Source organism: Aliisedimentitalea sp. MJ-SS2 (genome assembly GCF_032586155.1).
In the GTDB taxonomy this organism is placed as follows: Bacteria; Pseudomonadota; Alphaproteobacteria; order Rhodobacterales; family Rhodobacteraceae; genus JAWHTC01.
Map to the genome: position 1 here is coordinate 1,176,202 of NZ_JAWHTC010000002.1, position 15,350 is coordinate 1,191,551.

The following is a 15,350-nucleotide window of genomic DNA, read 5'->3' on the forward strand; positions in this document are numbered from 1 at the left end:
TCGTATCAGACCGCTGCGAAGCCGCCGGTTTCGGGCAGGTACTGTTCAATCGCGCCTTCGCCGATGTCGTGCCACAGACCGTGCAGCGACAGGCGCCCGCTTTCCACGGCTTCGGTAACGAAGGGGAAGGTCATCAGGTTTTCGAGGCTGACGATCACCGCCTGTTTTTCCAGTGCGCCGCCCTGGTCTTCGCCGGGCAGGTCCTTGACCCGGTCATACCCGGGGCGCAGGATGTCCATCCAGCGGCCGACGAAGCTTGATTTTTCTTCCAATGCCGGGGCGTTGCCGGTGCACATGTCAAGACAGCCCTGAACCCCGCCACAGCTAGAGTGACCCATGACGATGACATGGGCGACCTTGAGCGCAGTCACGGCATATTCCACCGCGGCCGAGGTGCCGTGCTGGGCACCGTCGGGTTTGTAGGGTGGTACGAGGCTGGCGATGTTGCGGTGAATGAAGAACTCGCCCTGGTCGGCGCCAAAGATTGCGGTGACGTGCACGCGGCTGTCGCAACACGAGATGATCATGGCACGGGGGTGCTGACCCTCGTCGGCAAGGCGGTGATACCAGGCTTCGTTGTTCTTGTAGGTGGTTGCCTTCCAACCCGCATAGCGTTGAACCAGATAGGATGGCAGGGGCTTGGCCAATTGCATGTCGACTCCTTGGGCGTGGACTTAAGTCTGGCGCGACAGATAGCCAAAAATTGCGGAGATTTCGAGAGAAAAGACCGCCCCGCCCTAACCTTTTAGAGAGGTCTTTGGCCCCACGATGCGCCAATGCCGTGGGGGCAGTGAATGGAAAGGGTGAGATCGTGGATGTGGTGACCATTCTGGCGCAGAATGAACCGGTTCGGGTGGACGCGGAAACGCTTGAAGGGCTGTACCGGCAATTGGGCGACATCAATGCCGAGGACATTGTGTGCCGCGCGATGGAGGAGCTTGCCGTCAAGCTGGCCCAGGTCGAACGGTTTTACCGCGAAGGCCGGTTCGGCGATATTCGCAAGGCGGCGCGGATGATCGTGGCCATTGCCGAGCAGATCGGAATGAAGCTGTTGGCGCGGGTGGCGGGTGATTTGAAGGCCTGTATCGACATGGGGGACGAGATTGCGCTGGCTGCCGTTCTGGCGCGGTTGATCCGCACCGGCGAGAGGTCATTGACCGAGATTTGGGATTTGCAAGACCTGTCGATCTGAGCGGCGCGCGGGGGGTGATCGGCTGAAGTCGTACGTCATGCGGCTCTGTCTGTGTTTGGCTCATGGTTTGGAACAGGCGACCGCATCGTCTAACCCAGCTTCGCTGCTATAGGCGCACGGATTTGTAGGGAACCCCTTCCAGCGTGCTATACGTTCTAAGGCCGTGCTGCTCGAGCGCTTCAAGAGTTTTCATTGGCAATTCCCCCTCAACGGTGACAACGATTTCGTGCCGGTCTTCCGTGAAGCGAACGACAACGTCATCGATAAGGATCCGATGGGTTTTGTGGTCTTCGGAGGCGGTGTCAGGTTCGATCTTGCGATGCGGGATTGGGGGTGAAAACCGCCCTTCGAACAATTCGACATCTACTATGAGGCCACGTTCTTCAAATTCGGTGCGATAACGCTCGGCTATCGTGCTTTTGCGCGAAGAACGGTTTGCGCGCGCGACCTGCTCGATCCCCCACAGGTCATTGTAGCTTTCGTCTTCTCGCAGCAAAATCCAACGTTGAAATGGTTTGGTCTCGATGAACTCCCAAGACATCTTTGCAAGATCGAACTCCCAAGTTGTCAGGTTCTCGACCGTTCTGTCTGTGGGTTGATGTGTCACCTGACCTTCGGTGCAAATCAGTCTGGCACCGCCACGCGCACATTCGGCCTTGTGGTCGTAGAGCCATGGCGGCGCGTCCCCTTGAGTTGCCACGGGGTGAATGGAGAAATCGGAAAGCCGGAGGCGAAAAACCAGGGTGTCGTTGTGGTCTCGGTCATCTGGATGGCGCAGCCCGCCGATGATGATTATCTCGTTGCCCCACAGCGTTGCGCTGTGAAAATCGGTTGGTGGGAAGATATCGGTTGGGTAGCCGTAGAGCTCAATAGAAGCATCAGGCCTTACGGCAACAACATCATTGTAGATGTAAAAGTCGGGGTCATAATGGTCTTCGTGTTCCCCCCAATGTAAATGCGTGTTCCATCGGGAAGGTGCGTTTCCGACTGACCAAAGCGGTCAAAACACCATCCTGGGGATTGCTTTTCGCCGGAGCCTGCCGCCTTGTGCGCCGCATGGGGCCAAGCTCGTGTCTGAACGAGCCATGACCAAACATCATTGGTCTGATTTTCAGGGTTTGATTTGCCTCTTCTGGGCAGGTGCCAGTTGTTGAACTGGGCCACCACCTCAGGCGGTGCTTGAAGCTTTGTTTTCATTGCAGCGTCGGCTCTGCCGACCGGGTTGCTTACTATGTGGAACCTTTATTACGAGGTTTTCCGACCACATCCAACAGGGTTCCAACCGTGCCCGGCGCAGACGAGCACGCCAAAGCGGTGGTATGCGTAACTGTCGGGGTTGCAGGCCGCGCGGATCGGGATAGGCTGCGCGGGACAATTGCCAATGCGGAGCACGCCCCATGTCCTCGACCGATACCAAGCCGAGCCCGATGAAGTTTGCCGATGGCGCCGATGGGGCGATCCCGCTGCGCCTGTTGGCGAAGGACGCTTTGGAGGGGTGGCTTGAGGAGCAGCCCGAGCGGGTGGCAAGCTGGGTTCGGGCATCAGGGTTCGAGGCCAAGCTTGGTCAGGCGCTGGTGATCCCGGGTGAGGATGGGGCGCCGGAGGCGGCGCTGGCCGGTTTTGGGGATGACAAGACCCGGGCGCGCGGGCGGTTTCATCTGGCAGGTGCGGCGGCGAAACTGCCCGAAGGGGTGTATGCGCTGAGCAGTGATCTGGAGGGGTCGGCGCTGGAGGTTGAGGCGCTGGGTTGGTTATTGGCGGGTTACGCGTTTGACCGCTATGCCAAGGCCAGCGGGATCAAGGCGCGGCTGGTGGCACCAGAAGGGGTGGATGCCGCCAAGATCGAGGCGATTGCGAAAGGCGAGGCATTGACCCGGGACCTGATCAATACACCGGCGAGTGATATGGGACCGGTGGCGCTCGAGGCGGCCTGTGTCGACCTGGCGGGGCGGTTCGGGGCCGAGATTTCGGTGATCCGGGGCGAGGCGTTGTTGGAGGAAAACTTTCCGATGATCCACGCGGTGGGTCGGGCGAGTGTCCAGGTGCCACGGTTGATTGACATGAGCTGGGGTGACAAGGGGCCCAAGCTGACTCTTGTGGGCAAGGGGGTGTGTTTCGATACCGGGGGGCTGAACCTGAAACCCGGTGCCAGCATGGGGCTGATGAAGAAGGACATGGGTGGGGCAGCCACGGTAATGGGCCTCGCGCATATGATCATGGCGCTGGGGGTGCCGGTGCAATTGCGGGTGCTGATCCCGGCGGTCGAGAACGCGGTGAGCGGCGATGCGTTCCGGCCCGGGGATATAATGGCCAGTCGCAAGGGACTGTCGGTCGAGATCAACAACACCGATGCCGAGGGTCGGTTGGTGCTGGGCGATGCGCTGGCACTGGGGGCCGAGGATGGGCCGGACCTGATGATTTCGATGGCGACGCTGACCGGCGCGGCGCGGGTGGCCGTGGGGCCGGATCTGTCGCCCTATTATAGCGACGATACAGGGGTTGTGGCCGCGCTGGAGGGGGCGGCGATCCGGGTGGCCGATCCGGTTTGGCGGATGCCGTTCTGGAACCCCTACGAGGCGATGATCGAGCCTGGGATCGCCGATCTGGACAATGCGCCAAAGGGCGGATTTGCCGGGTCGATCACCGCGGCACTGTTCCTGCGGCGGTTTGCGGGGGACAAGGCGCGCTATACCCATTTCGACATCTACGGCTGGAACCCAACGGCCAAGCCGGGGCGTCCCAAGGGCGGTGTCGGCATGGGTGCGCGGGCGGTGCTTGAGGCGCTGCCGGGGATGTTGGACCTGTGATCGACCGGCGGTTGCATTTCGCCAACGAGCGGGTGGCACATGACTCGCTGAAGGGTCAGGTTGAGGCCGATACCTTTGTTGATGGGCATCTTGAAACAGTCGCCGTGATCTGTGCCGACATCATGGCCAAGCCGGACATCAACGGCGAGAGAATCGACCGTCAACTGCTTTTGGGTGAATGGGTCAGAGTGCTTGAGCACCACAAGGGCCACGCTTTTGTACGGTCCGAAAAGGATGGCTATGTCGGTTGGGTCAGCGCATTTGATTTGACTGAACACGCCTTGCAATCCCCAACCCATGTCGTAGCCAGCCGATCAACGCACCTCTACAAGCATCCGGACATGAAACTATCTCGGTGCGCTTGGGCGATCAGTCATGGCTGTCGCTTGACTGTGGCTGAGGACAATGGGCGTTTCGCGAAAATACAGATGCCATGCCGGATAGATGACTCGACATGTGATGGGCCTTACAAAACCCGCTTTGTTCCAATTCAACATCTTCGCCCGATTTCCCAATTGGACGTTGACCCTATCGCGGTTGCCGAACTTTACCTTGGCGCACCCTATCTTTGGGGCGGAAACAGTGCCTTCGGGATTGATTGCTCGGGGCTAGTGCAGGCGGCTTTGCTGGCCTGTGGCATTGCCTGTCCCGGGGACAGCGACATGCAGGAGGCCGAGCTGGGTCGTCCGTTGGCCGAGGATGAGCCGTTGCAACGTGGCGATCTTTTGTTCTGGAAAGGCCACGTCGCGATGGTGGTGGATAACGAGAGGCTGATCCACGCCAATGCCCACCACATGGCGGTGGCCTATGAAGGGATCGACGAGGCCATCGCCCGGATCGAACGGCAGGGCGACGGGCCAGTGACATCAAGGAAGAGACTGGAGGGTTTGGGCCATGAGTGACGTGTTTTTTCACCCGGTGAGCGGGTTCGACCTGCCTCGGTTTGCCGGCATTCCGACCTTCATGCGGCTGCCGCATGTGCCACCCGGGCACGAACGGTTCGGGGACGTGCAGGTCGGGCTGATCGGCGTGCCTTGGGATAGCGGCACCACCAACCGGCCCGGGCCACGGCATGGGCCACGACAGTTGCGCGATGCCTCGACCATGATCCGGGCCGAGCATCCGGTCAGCGGGGTCAGACCGTTCGAGACGGTGAATTGTGCCGACCTGGGCGACGTGGGGCCGAACCCAGCGGACATTCAGGACAGCATGCAGCGGATCACGGCGTTTTATCGTGAGGTTGTCGCGGCGGGGATCGTGCCGCTGACCGGCGGCGGCGATCACCTCTCAAGCCTGCCAATCCTGCGGGCGGTGGCGGCGAGCGGCCCGGTGGGGATGGTGCATTTCGACAGCCACACCGACCTCTACCATTCCTATTTCGACGGGACGATGTACACCCATGGCACACCATTCCGCCGGGCCGTTGAAGAAGAGCTTCTGGACCCTGCGCGGGTTGTGCAGATCGGTATTCGCGGAACGATGTATGACCATGAGGATATGGACTTTGCCCAATCGGTCGGCATCCGGATCATCACGATTGACGAGTTCCATGCCCGTGGTGTGGCGGACGTGATGGCCGAGGCGCGCGAAATCGTGGGCAAAGGGGATACCTATGTGTCCTACGATATCGATTTCGTCGATCCCACCTTTGCGCCGGGCACTGGCACGCCCGAGGTTGGTGGCCCGAACTCCTATCAGGCGCTGCAGGTGGTGCGGGAGTTGGCGGGCGTGAAGATTGTCGGTGCTGACTTGGTTGAGGTGTCACCGCCGTTTGATCCGTCCGGCGGGACTGCGTTTCTGGGTGTGTCGATCATGTTCGAGATGCTGTGCCAGATGGCTGCACAAGTTCAGGGTGGATAGAGGGTACGCCGCCTGGCGGCAGCTCCCGCCCGCCCTCCTGGCTTTCATCAGGGGACGTGAGCGACGCACCTCGAATGATTTCGCATTTGGCAGGGTCGGAATACGTATTCGAGCGGCCAGGCAGGTGCGATGCATTCAGTTGAAACGAAACGTTGATGTGCGCCACGCGCAAGCGAGGTGCCTGCAGATACCATGTGGCCCTGAGCGAAGCCGAAGGCGGCGCAAAACCTCAAGCCGGGAGTGGGTGGCGTGAGTTGAAGCGTTCAAAATCGGATTGCGTGGGGCGCTCGCCCGTGAAGACCTCGATATAGGCGGGCATCCGCGCGATTCGGGCGACAGGGTCTTCGCTGACCTGCATCGAGATATAGCCGATCTGGGTATAGAGCACCGACAGGGCGCGGACCTCGGCCTGGTCGGAGTCATAGCCGAAGCGGGTGAACATGGCCGTGACGGCGGCACGGCGGCGGGCATCGGCGCTGTCGAGGCGGGTTTGCAGGGCCGGGTCATTGCGGGCCCAGTTGCGGATGGCCAGGTCAAGCCGGGCGTCGAACAGGTCGGCATCGAGCCAGCAGTCGAAGAGGTTGAACATTGCCTCGCAGATCGTCTCGGCAAAGGCTTCACAACGGTCCACGAGGTTGCCGGTGTTTTTCTCTTCCCAGCGGCGGATCATCGCTTCGAGGAGCGCGTCACGATCCTTGAAATGCCAGTAGAACCCGGTGCGCGACAGGCCGACGCGACGGGCAAGCGGCATGATCTTGACCGCCTCGACCCCGCTTTCCGTCAAGAGGTCATAGGCGGCGGCGAGCCAGAGGTCTTCGCTGTTGCGGCTGCGTTGCGGCGTTTCGACATTCATGGGGGGAGCGTATCAAGGTTGACATAGATGCACAAGTTACTTGACACAAGTGTCAAGTTGGCGTTGAGATTTTCCTGGAGAGTCGTTTGGAGGAGCGCGACATGAGTGAGGAAGAGCTGCGGGCAGACTTGCAGGATGAAGCACGGGTCGAGGCGCCTGCCCAGACCCGCAAGCGGCGGCGCAAGCGTAGCGTGGGAACGGGGCGCACCAACGAGGCCGGGCAGAACCCGCATTTGGAGGCACCGTTCATCACCCGCAAGATGAAGCCCTACGAGATTCTGGACGAGGCGCAGCTCGATCAGATCGAGGCGACGTCGAACCGGATCATGGACGAGATCGGCATCGAGTTCCGCGAGGACCCGGAGGTTGTCGAGCTGTTCCGTGAACGCGGGGTGAAGGTTGAGAAGACCGGGGAAGAGACCTGGCGGCTCAGATTCGAGCCGGGCTTGGCGCTGGATATTCTGAGCACCGCACCGGAACGCTTTACCCAGCATGCACGCAATCCCAAAAACACGATTGAAGTGGGCACCGATGCGACCGTGTTCCTGCCCTCCTACGGCTGTCCGTTCATGATGGAGATGGACGGCACGCGGCGTTACGCGACGCTTGAGGATTTCGAGACGCTGGTGAAGCTGTCGCAATCCTCGCCTTGGGTGCATCACTCGGGCGGGACGATTTGCGAGCCGACGGACATCCCGGTGAACAAGCGGCATCTGGACATGGTCTATGCCCATATCCGCTATTCCGACCGGCCTTTCCTCGGGTCGATCACTGCGCCCGAGCGGGCGGCGGATTCGATTGAAATGGCGCGGGTCCTGTTCGGAAAAGATTACGTCGACCAACACAACGTGGTGATGGGCAACTTCAACACCACCTCGCCTCTGGTCATCGATGGGATCACCAGCAAAGGCATTCGCACCTATGCGCGCGCCGGTCAGGGGTCGATCCACTTGCCGTTCCTGCTGGGCGGGGCGGTGGCGCCGCTGACCATGGCGGGGCAGGTGGCGCAGAACCTGGCCGAGACACTGGTTTCTGCCTCGATCACGCAATTGGAGCGGCCCGGGTCGCCGGCGGTGATTGCGAGCTTCATGAACTCGATGGCAATGCGGTCGGGGTCACCCACGTTTGGCACGCCCGAGCCTGCGGCGGCGAGCCTGATCATGGGGCAGTTTGCAAGGCGCTATAAACTACCTCTGCGCTGCGCCGGGAGTTTCACGACCAGCAAGCTTCCAGATGGGCAGGCGATGCAGCAGTCGATGATGTCGGCAATGTCCGCGGTACAGTCGGGGGCAAATTTCATCATGCACATGGCGGGATATCTCGATGGGCTCTTGAGCATGTCCTATGAGAAACTGGTGATGGACTTCGATGTTTGCGCAGCGTTGCATGCCTATCTGCAGGGCGTTGACGTGAACGAGGATACGCTAGGGTTTGAGGCGCTATCGGAAGGTGGGCCTGGAGAGCACATGTTTGGGTGTGCCCATACGCTGAAGCATTACGAGACGGCCTATTGGGACTCAGCGCTGGATGACAACACCCCTTGGGAGACCTGGGACGAGGCGGGCCGGGTGGACATGGCGACACGGGCGAATAAGCGGTGGAAGGATACGCTGGCGCGGTACGAGCCGCCGGAGCTGGATGCCAGTATCGACGCCGAATTGCAGGCCTTTGTCGCCCAGAAGAAAGACGAGATGCCGGATATGTGGCACTGATGCGGGTGGAGGTTTGAAACCCCACCCCACGCCGTGAAGGAAGGAATGGACCTATGTCGAACGATCCCCTGTTGCAGCCCTATCAGCTGAAACATCTGACGCTGAAAAACCGGATCATGACCACCAGTCACGAGCCGGCCTATCCCGAGGACGGCATGCCCAAGGATCGCTATCGCGCCTATCACGAGGAACGCGCCAAGGCGGGGGTTGCCTTGGCGATGACGGCGGGCTCGGCGGCCGTGTCCAAGGACAGCCCGCCGGTGTTCAACAACATCCTCGCCTACAAGGACGAGGTGGTGCCGTGGATCAGAAACCTGACGGACAGTCTGCACGAGCATGGCTGCGCGGCGATGATCCAGTTGACACACCTTGGCCGTCGTACCGGCTGGGCCAAGGGGGATTGGCTGCCCTCCATCAGCTCATCGAAACACCGCGAACCGGCGCACAGGGCCTTTCCCAAGCTGGCCGAGGATTGGGATATCGAGCGGATCATCAGTGATTTTGCCGATGCCACAGAGCGAATGAAAGAGGGCGGCATGGACGGGGTCGAGTTGCAGGTCTATGGCCACCTGCTGGATCAGTTCTGGTCGCCGCTGACCAATGATCTGGATGGACCTTATGGCGGTGGCGATCTTGAGACCCGGCTGGCGTTTCCGATGACCGTGCTGGACGCCATTCGCAAGCGTGTCGGGGACGAGTTCATCGTCGGATTTCGTTACACCGCCGACGAGGATGCGCCCGGAGGGATCACGCCCGAGGAGGGGATCGAGATTTCCAAACGGCTGGCGGCGAGCGGAAAACTGGATTTCCTCAATGTCATTCGCGGGCGAATTCACACCGATCCGGCGATGACCGATATCATCCCGGTGCAGGGGATGAAGAACGCACCGCATCTGGATTTCGCTGGTGAGGTGAAAAAGGCCACCGGCATGCCGACCTTCCATGCCTCGAAAATTCCCGATGTCGCCACCGCGCGGCACGCGGTGCAGGCGGGATTGCTGGATATGGTGGGGATGACCCGGGCGCATATGGCCGATCCCTATATTGTGCAGAAGATCGTTGAAGGGCGCGAGGATGATATTCGGCCATGTGTCGGCGCGACTTACTGTCTGGACCGGATTTACGGCGCCGGAGAGGCGCTGTGCATGCATAACGCGGCGACGGGGCGTGAATTGACCATGCCGCATGTGATTGAACCGGCGGCCGAGAAGAAGAAGGTTGTGATCGTCGGTGCGGGCCCAGGGGGGCTTGAGGCTGCACGGGTTGCGGCCGAGCGCGGCCATGACGTGACCGTGTTCGAGGCTCAGCCCGATCCGGGCGGGCAGGTGCGGTTGACGGCGCAGAATGAGCGCAAGCGGGAGATGATTTCAATCATCGAGTGGCGTATGGCGCAATGTGCGGCGCGCGATGTGACGTTCCATTTCAACACCTGGGCCGAGGCGGCGGACGTGACCGCGTTGGAGCCTGATGTGGTGATCGTGGCCACCGGTGGGTTGCCCAATACCGAGCTGTTCGAGACCGGCAAGGACGCGGCGCATGTGGTGACGAGCTGGGATCTGATCTCTGGCGACGTGAAACCTGCGGAGAATGTTCTGGTCTATGACGAGAGCGGCGATCATCCGGGGCTGATGGCGGCAGAGGTGGCGGCCAAGGCGGGTTCACGCGTCGAGGTGATGACGCCGGACCGGATGTTTGCCCCCGATATCATGGGGATGAACCTGGTGCCCTATATGCGCGAACTGCAACACCGGGATGTGACGTTCACCGTGACTCGGCGGTTGATGGGGGTCGAACGTGAGGGCAACAAGCTGGTTGCGACGATCGGTACGGATTACAGTGATCACACCGACAAGGCGGCATATGATCAGGTGGTGGTGAACTATGGCACGCTGCCGATGGATGATCTGTATTTCGAGCTGAAGCCGATGAGCCGGAACGCGGGCGAAGTGGATTACGATGCGTTGATCGACGGCAAACCGCAGGCGGTGGAGCGGAACCCGGACGGCGGGTTCATGTTGTTCCGGATTGGTGATGCGGTAAGTGCGAGGAATACCCATGCGGCGATTTATGATGCGCTGCGGTTGGTGAAGGATATTTGAAGAGGGGCGGGCTGAAACCCGCCCTACGGAGGGTTGCATGCGAATAGGCGTGATTGGAACTGGGGTGATTGCAAGCGCAGCGGTGCGGGGAATCGTCGGAGATGGGCACGAGATTGCGGTATCCGAGCGCAGTGCCTCCCATGCGCGGGCCCTGGCAGAGGAGTTCGACAACATCCGGGTGGCCGATAACCAAGGCGTCGTGGACGGCAGTGATGTGATCTTCCTGGGCCTGATGGCGGAGGTGGCGCCGGAGGTGTTGGGCGCACTTGAGTTCCGCGAAGGGCAGCGGGTGATCACCTTCATGGCGGGGGCCACGCTGGAAGAGGCAGATGCGATGGTGCGCCCGGCACACGCGGTGGCGATCATGATGCCGTTTCCCAATATCGCGAAGGGTGGCTCGGCTATCATGATGATGGGCGACGGCGAATTGGTGCGCGAGGTCTTCGGTGCCAGAAACCAGGTGTTCGAGTTGAATGGTCAAAAGGAAATGGCGGCCTATCTGTGTGCCCAGGCGCTGGTGTCCCCCGTCACGCGGATGATCAGCGATGCGGCTGATTGGCTGGGCAAGCGGGTGGATGATCGCGCCCAGGCAGAGGCCTTTCTGCGGAGGTTGATCGCATCGAATCTGATGGAAAGCGAATGCGGCCCGTTGATTGAGGCTCTGAACACGCCAGGCGGATATAACCAGCGGCTGCGGCTGCATATGGAAGAGAGCGGCATGGCGGACACCCTGCATGCCGGGTTGGACGAACTGGAGTGATCCGATGGCCTATCCCCACGTGTTCAAACCGCTGACGTTGCGCCACAAGACCCTGAAGAACCGGATCGTGTTCGGGGCGCATACCACCAACATGGCGGATCTTGGCCTGCCGGGGGAACGGCACAAGGGGTACTACCTGGAACGCGCCCGGGGCGGGGCCGGGATGATCGTGGTCGAACCGGTGCCGGTGCATCGTGCCGCCGTTCTGATCCGCGGCAATTTCCTGCCCGACGACGATGCGGTGATCCCGGGGTTCCGTGACATCACCGACGCCTGCAAGGCGCAAGGTACCGTGATGATCCAGCAGCTTTACCACGTGGGGGCGCATGGCGATTGGGACAACAGCTGGCATGCCAACTGGTCGCCGTCGGGCGGGCCGTCCTATCACGACAATGACGGGTCGCACGCAATGAGCGCGGCCGAGATTGAAGAGACGATTGCCTCAACTGTGCGTGCCGCGGTCCGGGCCAAGGCGGCCGGGTTTGACGGGGTCGAGACATGGGCCACGTACCATGCGCTACTGGATCAGTTCTGGAACCCGTGGTCGAACACGCGCGACGATGAATGGGGCGGAAGTCTTGAGAACCGGATGCGGTTCTCGATGGAGACTATGCGGCGTATCCGGGCCGCGTGCGGCGAGGATTTCATCATCGGGCTGGCGGTGAATGACGAGCCGGATGTTGAGATTGCGTTGACGCGCGAAGAGACCACCGAGATCGTCGGGCTGCACGACGATGCCGGGCTCATTGACTATGTCACCGTTGGCGCTGGCAGCTACCAGGATTTCTACAAGATCATCCCGAGCTTCCAGTATGGTGAGAAGCTGACCGCCGATCTGGCGTCGATGATCAAGGCGCGCGTGTCGACGGCCAAAGTCATCTCGGAAGCCGGTATCCGGACACCCGAGAATGCCAATACGCTTTTGGGGGAAGGCGTGGCCGATCTTGTCAGTATCGTGCGTGGGCAGATTGCCGATCCGTGGCTGGTCTCAAAGGCCGAAAGCGGCCATGAGGACGACATTCGCGGCTGCCTGTCCTGTAATCAGCAATGTTGGGGCCGGCGGGGGCGGGATTATTATATCTCCTGCCTGATCAACCCTTCGGTCGGGCACGAGTTCCAATGGGGCGGAGACAAGTTTTCCGCAACGTTAGAGCCGAAACGGGTGCTGGTGGTTGGTGGCGGCGTGGCCGGTTGCGAGGTGGCGCGTGTGGCCGCCGAACGCGGCCATAGCGTGGTGCTGGCCGAGGCAAGCGACCGGCTGGGCGGGCAGTTCCGGCTGGCGGGCTTGCAGCCAAGGCGGGGGCAGATCACCGAGCTGGTTGAGTGGTATGAACGTCAGTTGCAGCGGCTGGGTGTGGACGTGCGGTTCGGCACCTACCTGGAGGCCGATGAGATTGCCGCGATGCAGGTGGACGAGGTGGTGCTGGCCACCGGGTCGCTGCCGATGGCGACCGGGTTCCAGAAGGCGCTGGCCCATGTCGAGGAAATGCCCGGGGTTAATCTGCCCGGCGTGGCCGCGCCCGAGGATGTAATGGGCAGGGCCGCGCGGTTGGGCAAACGGGTTGTGGTGTTGGACGAGGCCGGCAACTGGCGCGGCTGCGGTACCGCGTGGCGGCTGGCCGAGGACGGACACGAGGTAACGATCGTGACTCCTGCCGGGATGGTCGGGTCGGAACTGTTCCGATCCTCGACCGATCTGCCGTTGCGCCGGACGCTGGCGGGGCTGGGGGTGCAGTTTGTGACCGAGCATAGCGTCACTGGCTGGACCGGACAGGCGGCCGAAGTCGTGGGCCTACTGACGGGCGAAAGCCGCGAGATCGCCGCCGACGGGCTGGTCCTTGCCACCGGCAACCGGGCCGATAACGGGCTGTGGGACAGGTTGCGGGCACTGGGAATCGAGGCGCGGCTGGTCGGCGATGCCCATGCGCCACGGAACGCGGCGGCGGCGATTTACGAGGGGCGCGTGACGGGGCTGGAGCTTTGACTCAGTGGGCTGCGAAGTCTCGTCCAGTTTCACGTTGCTGGATCGAACGGGATTTCTCCACGACCTAAGGCGCTTGGCCAACCTTTCGGCAAAGTTGTGAGCAAAGACTTCGCGTTCTGATACGGGTTTGGAGAAATATAGGTCTCGCGCCACGCCCGGATTCGGGTCAAGTGCCGTAGGCCGGTTCAGCACCTTTTGATGATAATCGACCCAGTGCCCCAATTCGTGCAGCACAGTGCGATAGAGGACCTTATCGCGAATATTCCGGGTTGTGATTTCGGCACGGTAGTCGCGTTTGCCTTCTTCAAAGCTGAACCCGCCTGCAACAAGGCGGTTAAACCCGGCCCGGTCCTCCACTGTCATGCGTTTTGGCCATACCAGGGGACTGCCGACTTCCACAGCATCGAGAACAATTGCCGTGCCGATCCAGCCAGCTTTCGGGAATGCGCATGTCGTTTGATTTCGAATACCCAGAGGCCACTGTGCCGATCTTGCGGTTTCGTCGTTCCGGGCGCCAGACACCGAGCATGTGTTGCCTCTCTATTGAACTGAACGGACTGGAAAGGTGGCTTCAAAGGCCAGTTGCCCCTTCCGGGTGAACTCGACAACCCGGCTATCTGGCAGGCGCTGCGCCCAACCGTTGTCGAACAGGCGCGACAGAAGTGCTGCACCCAGGCCGCCAGCAAGGTGGGTGCGCCGTTCGCTCCAGTCCAGGCAGGTGCGACACATCGGGCGGCGGGCCTTGTCGAGCGGAGCGAGGTCGATGCCGAACCCGGTGGCCCAGGCCCGGCCAGGCTCGCTGAGCGTGATCGCGTCATCGAGGATCAGAAAGCCCCGTGTCACGAGACTGTCGAAAACGCGTACCCCAGCGGTTCCCGCAAGGTGATCATAGCAGACACGCCCTTGGCGCAGGGCGGGGTCTCGCGGACCGGTGCGGGTGCGCAAATGACCCTTGGTCGAGGCCAGACCGATCAGGGTTTCGAGCGCATGGCCGACCTCTTCGCCGGCAAGGGTGTAATAGCGGTGGCGGCCCTGCGACGCGACGCTGACAAGACCGGTCTCGGTCAGTTGCTTGAGATGGCCCGAGGCGGTGGCGGGGGTGACGCCGGTTTCCAGCGCCAGTTCGCCCGCTGTCAGGGCCTTGCCGCTGAGCAATGCGACCAGCATGCCGGACCGGGTTCTGTCGCCCAGCATGGCGCCAATTCGGCTTATGTCGGGGCCGTCTTTCATGAGCCGAAGGTGGGCGCGGTGCAGGCACGGGTCAAGCAGAAACATTTTGGTCCATGCCGAAACATTTCTGCTCCTGGCCGTGCGAAGACAGATCGGCAACATGACAAGGAGCCCAACGATGATTACCTGTTTCATTCGCTATCACATCGACCCGAACCGGAAGCCTGAATTCGAGCGATATGCCCGCAACTGGGGGCAGGCCATTCCCCGATGTGGTGCCGATCTGATCGGATATTTTGCACCGCATGAAGGGTCATCGACCTTGGCATACGGGGTCTATTCGCTACCCTCGCTTGCAGAATATGAGGCCTATCGCGAACGGCTGCGCAACGACCCTCTGGGGCGGGAGAACTATGGTTTTGCCCGGAAACACGGGTTTATCTTGCGTGAGGACCGGACGTTTCTGAAGCTGGTCTCGGCGCCACATGGAGTAAACAAATGATCGCTGTTATTTTCGAGGTTTGGCCGACGGACGGCCGCAAGGCCGAGTATCTGGATATTGCGACCGGGTTGCGGGATGAGCTGATGCAGCATGACGGTTTCATCTCGGTCGAGCGGTTCGAAAGCCTGACCGAGCCGGGCAAGATGCTGTCGCTGTCGTTCTTCCGCGACGAAGAAAGCGTTACCGCGTGGCGCCAGCGATCGGAACATCGGCAGGCGCAGGGTAAGGGGCGTGGCGGTGTGTTTCGTGACTATCGTCTGCGGGTGGCCCATGTACTGCGCGATTATGGGATGCAGGACCGTGACGAGACGCCAAAGGACAGCTGCCACGCGCACGACGAGGTATGAAAGAAAACCGCGAGCCAGATGCATTGTCGCCTTGCCAAAGCCGCAAGCATTCGGTAATGCGCAT

General features: G+C 61.2%; 15 protein-coding genes. 10 read left to right on the forward strand and 5 right to left on the reverse strand.

Annotated elements, in window-relative coordinates:
• Positions 1-5 precede the first annotated feature (5 nt).
• Positions 6-653 carry a carbonic anhydrase gene (locus tag RXV86_RS12295; RefSeq protein ID WP_316300083.1) on the reverse strand — a complete coding sequence of 216 codons (648 nt, stop codon included), beginning with the start codon at positions 651-653 and terminating at the stop codon, positions 6-8.
• A 104-nt stretch (positions 654-757) separates the two neighbouring features.
• Between RXV86_RS12295 and RXV86_RS12300 the strand changes: the two genes are divergently transcribed.
• On the forward strand, positions 758-1,192 hold the full coding sequence (locus RXV86_RS12300; RefSeq protein ID WP_316300085.1) for a hypothetical protein: 435 nt from the start codon (positions 758-760) through the stop codon (positions 1,190-1,192).
• A 106-nt stretch (positions 1,193-1,298) separates the two neighbouring features.
• On the opposite strand, the gene RXV86_RS12305 is transcribed toward RXV86_RS12300, so the two are convergent.
• Complete coding sequence (locus RXV86_RS12305; protein ID WP_316300087.1) at positions 1,299-1,892, reverse strand: hypothetical protein; 594 nt, start codon at positions 1,890-1,892, stop codon at positions 1,299-1,301.
• A gap of 185 nt (positions 1,893-2,077) precedes the next feature.
• Positions 2,078-2,389, reverse strand: coding sequence for a hypothetical protein (locus RXV86_RS12310; protein WP_316300088.1), 312 nt, complete (start codon positions 2,387-2,389; stop codon positions 2,078-2,080).
• Between the two features lie 200 nt (positions 2,390-2,589).
• Here RXV86_RS12310 and RXV86_RS12315 point away from each other — a divergent pair, with 200 nt between their 5' ends.
• Genes RXV86_RS12315 through speB form a run of 3 tightly spaced genes read left to right on the forward strand, consistent with a single transcriptional unit; the run spans position 2,590 to position 5,859 of the window.
• Complete coding sequence (locus tag RXV86_RS12315) at positions 2,590-3,999, forward strand: leucyl aminopeptidase family protein (protein ID WP_316300090.1); 1,410 nt, start codon at positions 2,590-2,592, stop codon at positions 3,997-3,999.
• A complete protein-coding gene (locus RXV86_RS12320) occupies positions 3,996-4,901 on the forward strand; it encodes an NlpC/P60 family protein (protein WP_316300092.1) in 906 nt (301 codons plus the stop codon). Before RXV86_RS12315 ends, RXV86_RS12320 begins: the two co-directional genes overlap by 4 nt.
• Positions 4,894-5,859: an agmatinase gene (speB, locus tag RXV86_RS12325; RefSeq protein WP_316300094.1), complete on the forward strand. Its 966-nt coding sequence runs from the start codon at positions 4,894-4,896 to the stop codon at positions 5,857-5,859. The genes RXV86_RS12320 and speB overlap by 8 nt, the downstream gene beginning before the upstream one ends.
• 229 nt (positions 5,860-6,088) lie before the next feature.
• On the opposite strand, the gene RXV86_RS12330 is transcribed toward speB, so the two are convergent.
• Positions 6,089-6,712 (reverse strand): TetR/AcrR family transcriptional regulator, encoded by a 624-nt coding sequence (locus RXV86_RS12330; RefSeq protein ID WP_316300097.1) that lies wholly within the window; start codon positions 6,710-6,712, stop codon positions 6,089-6,091.
• 101 nt (positions 6,713-6,813) lie between these two features.
• On the opposite strand from RXV86_RS12330, the gene RXV86_RS12335 reads away from it, so the two are divergent.
• Genes RXV86_RS12335 through RXV86_RS12350 form a run of 4 tightly spaced genes read left to right on the forward strand, consistent with a single transcriptional unit; the run spans position 6,814 to position 13,267 of the window.
• Entirely contained in the window at positions 6,814-8,424 is a 1,611-nt protein-coding gene (locus RXV86_RS12335; RefSeq protein WP_316300099.1) for a trimethylamine methyltransferase family protein, read from the forward strand.
• Between the two features lie 53 nt (positions 8,425-8,477).
• Positions 8,478-10,523: an NADH:flavin oxidoreductase gene (locus RXV86_RS12340; RefSeq protein ID WP_316300101.1), complete on the forward strand. Its 2,046-nt coding sequence runs from the start codon at positions 8,478-8,480 to the stop codon at positions 10,521-10,523.
• A gap of 37 nt (positions 10,524-10,560) precedes the next feature.
• Positions 10,561-11,283 (forward strand): NAD(P)-binding domain-containing protein, encoded by a 723-nt coding sequence (locus tag RXV86_RS12345; protein WP_316300103.1) that lies wholly within the window; start codon positions 10,561-10,563, stop codon positions 11,281-11,283.
• Complete coding sequence (locus RXV86_RS12350; protein WP_316300106.1) at positions 11,258-13,267, forward strand: FAD-dependent oxidoreductase; 2,010 nt, start codon at positions 11,258-11,260, stop codon at positions 13,265-13,267. Before RXV86_RS12345 ends, RXV86_RS12350 begins: the two co-directional genes overlap by 26 nt.
• 540 nt (positions 13,268-13,807) lie before the next feature.
• Here the strand turns inward: RXV86_RS12350 and RXV86_RS12355 are convergent.
• Complete coding sequence (locus tag RXV86_RS12355; RefSeq protein ID WP_316300107.1) at positions 13,808-14,497, reverse strand: helix-turn-helix transcriptional regulator; 690 nt, start codon at positions 14,495-14,497, stop codon at positions 13,808-13,810.
• A 118-nt stretch (positions 14,498-14,615) separates the two neighbouring features.
• Here RXV86_RS12355 and RXV86_RS12360 point away from each other — a divergent pair, with 118 nt between their 5' ends.
• Both RXV86_RS12360 and RXV86_RS12365 read left to right on the forward strand, forming a co-directional pair.
• Positions 14,616-14,939 (forward strand): NIPSNAP family protein, encoded by a 324-nt coding sequence (locus RXV86_RS12360; protein WP_316300109.1) that lies wholly within the window; start codon positions 14,616-14,618, stop codon positions 14,937-14,939.
• A complete protein-coding gene (locus RXV86_RS12365; protein ID WP_316300111.1) occupies positions 14,936-15,286 on the forward strand; it encodes an antibiotic biosynthesis monooxygenase in 351 nt (116 codons plus the stop codon). Before RXV86_RS12360 ends, RXV86_RS12365 begins: the two co-directional genes overlap by 4 nt.
• The last annotated feature ends 64 nt before the right edge of the window (positions 15,287-15,350 follow it).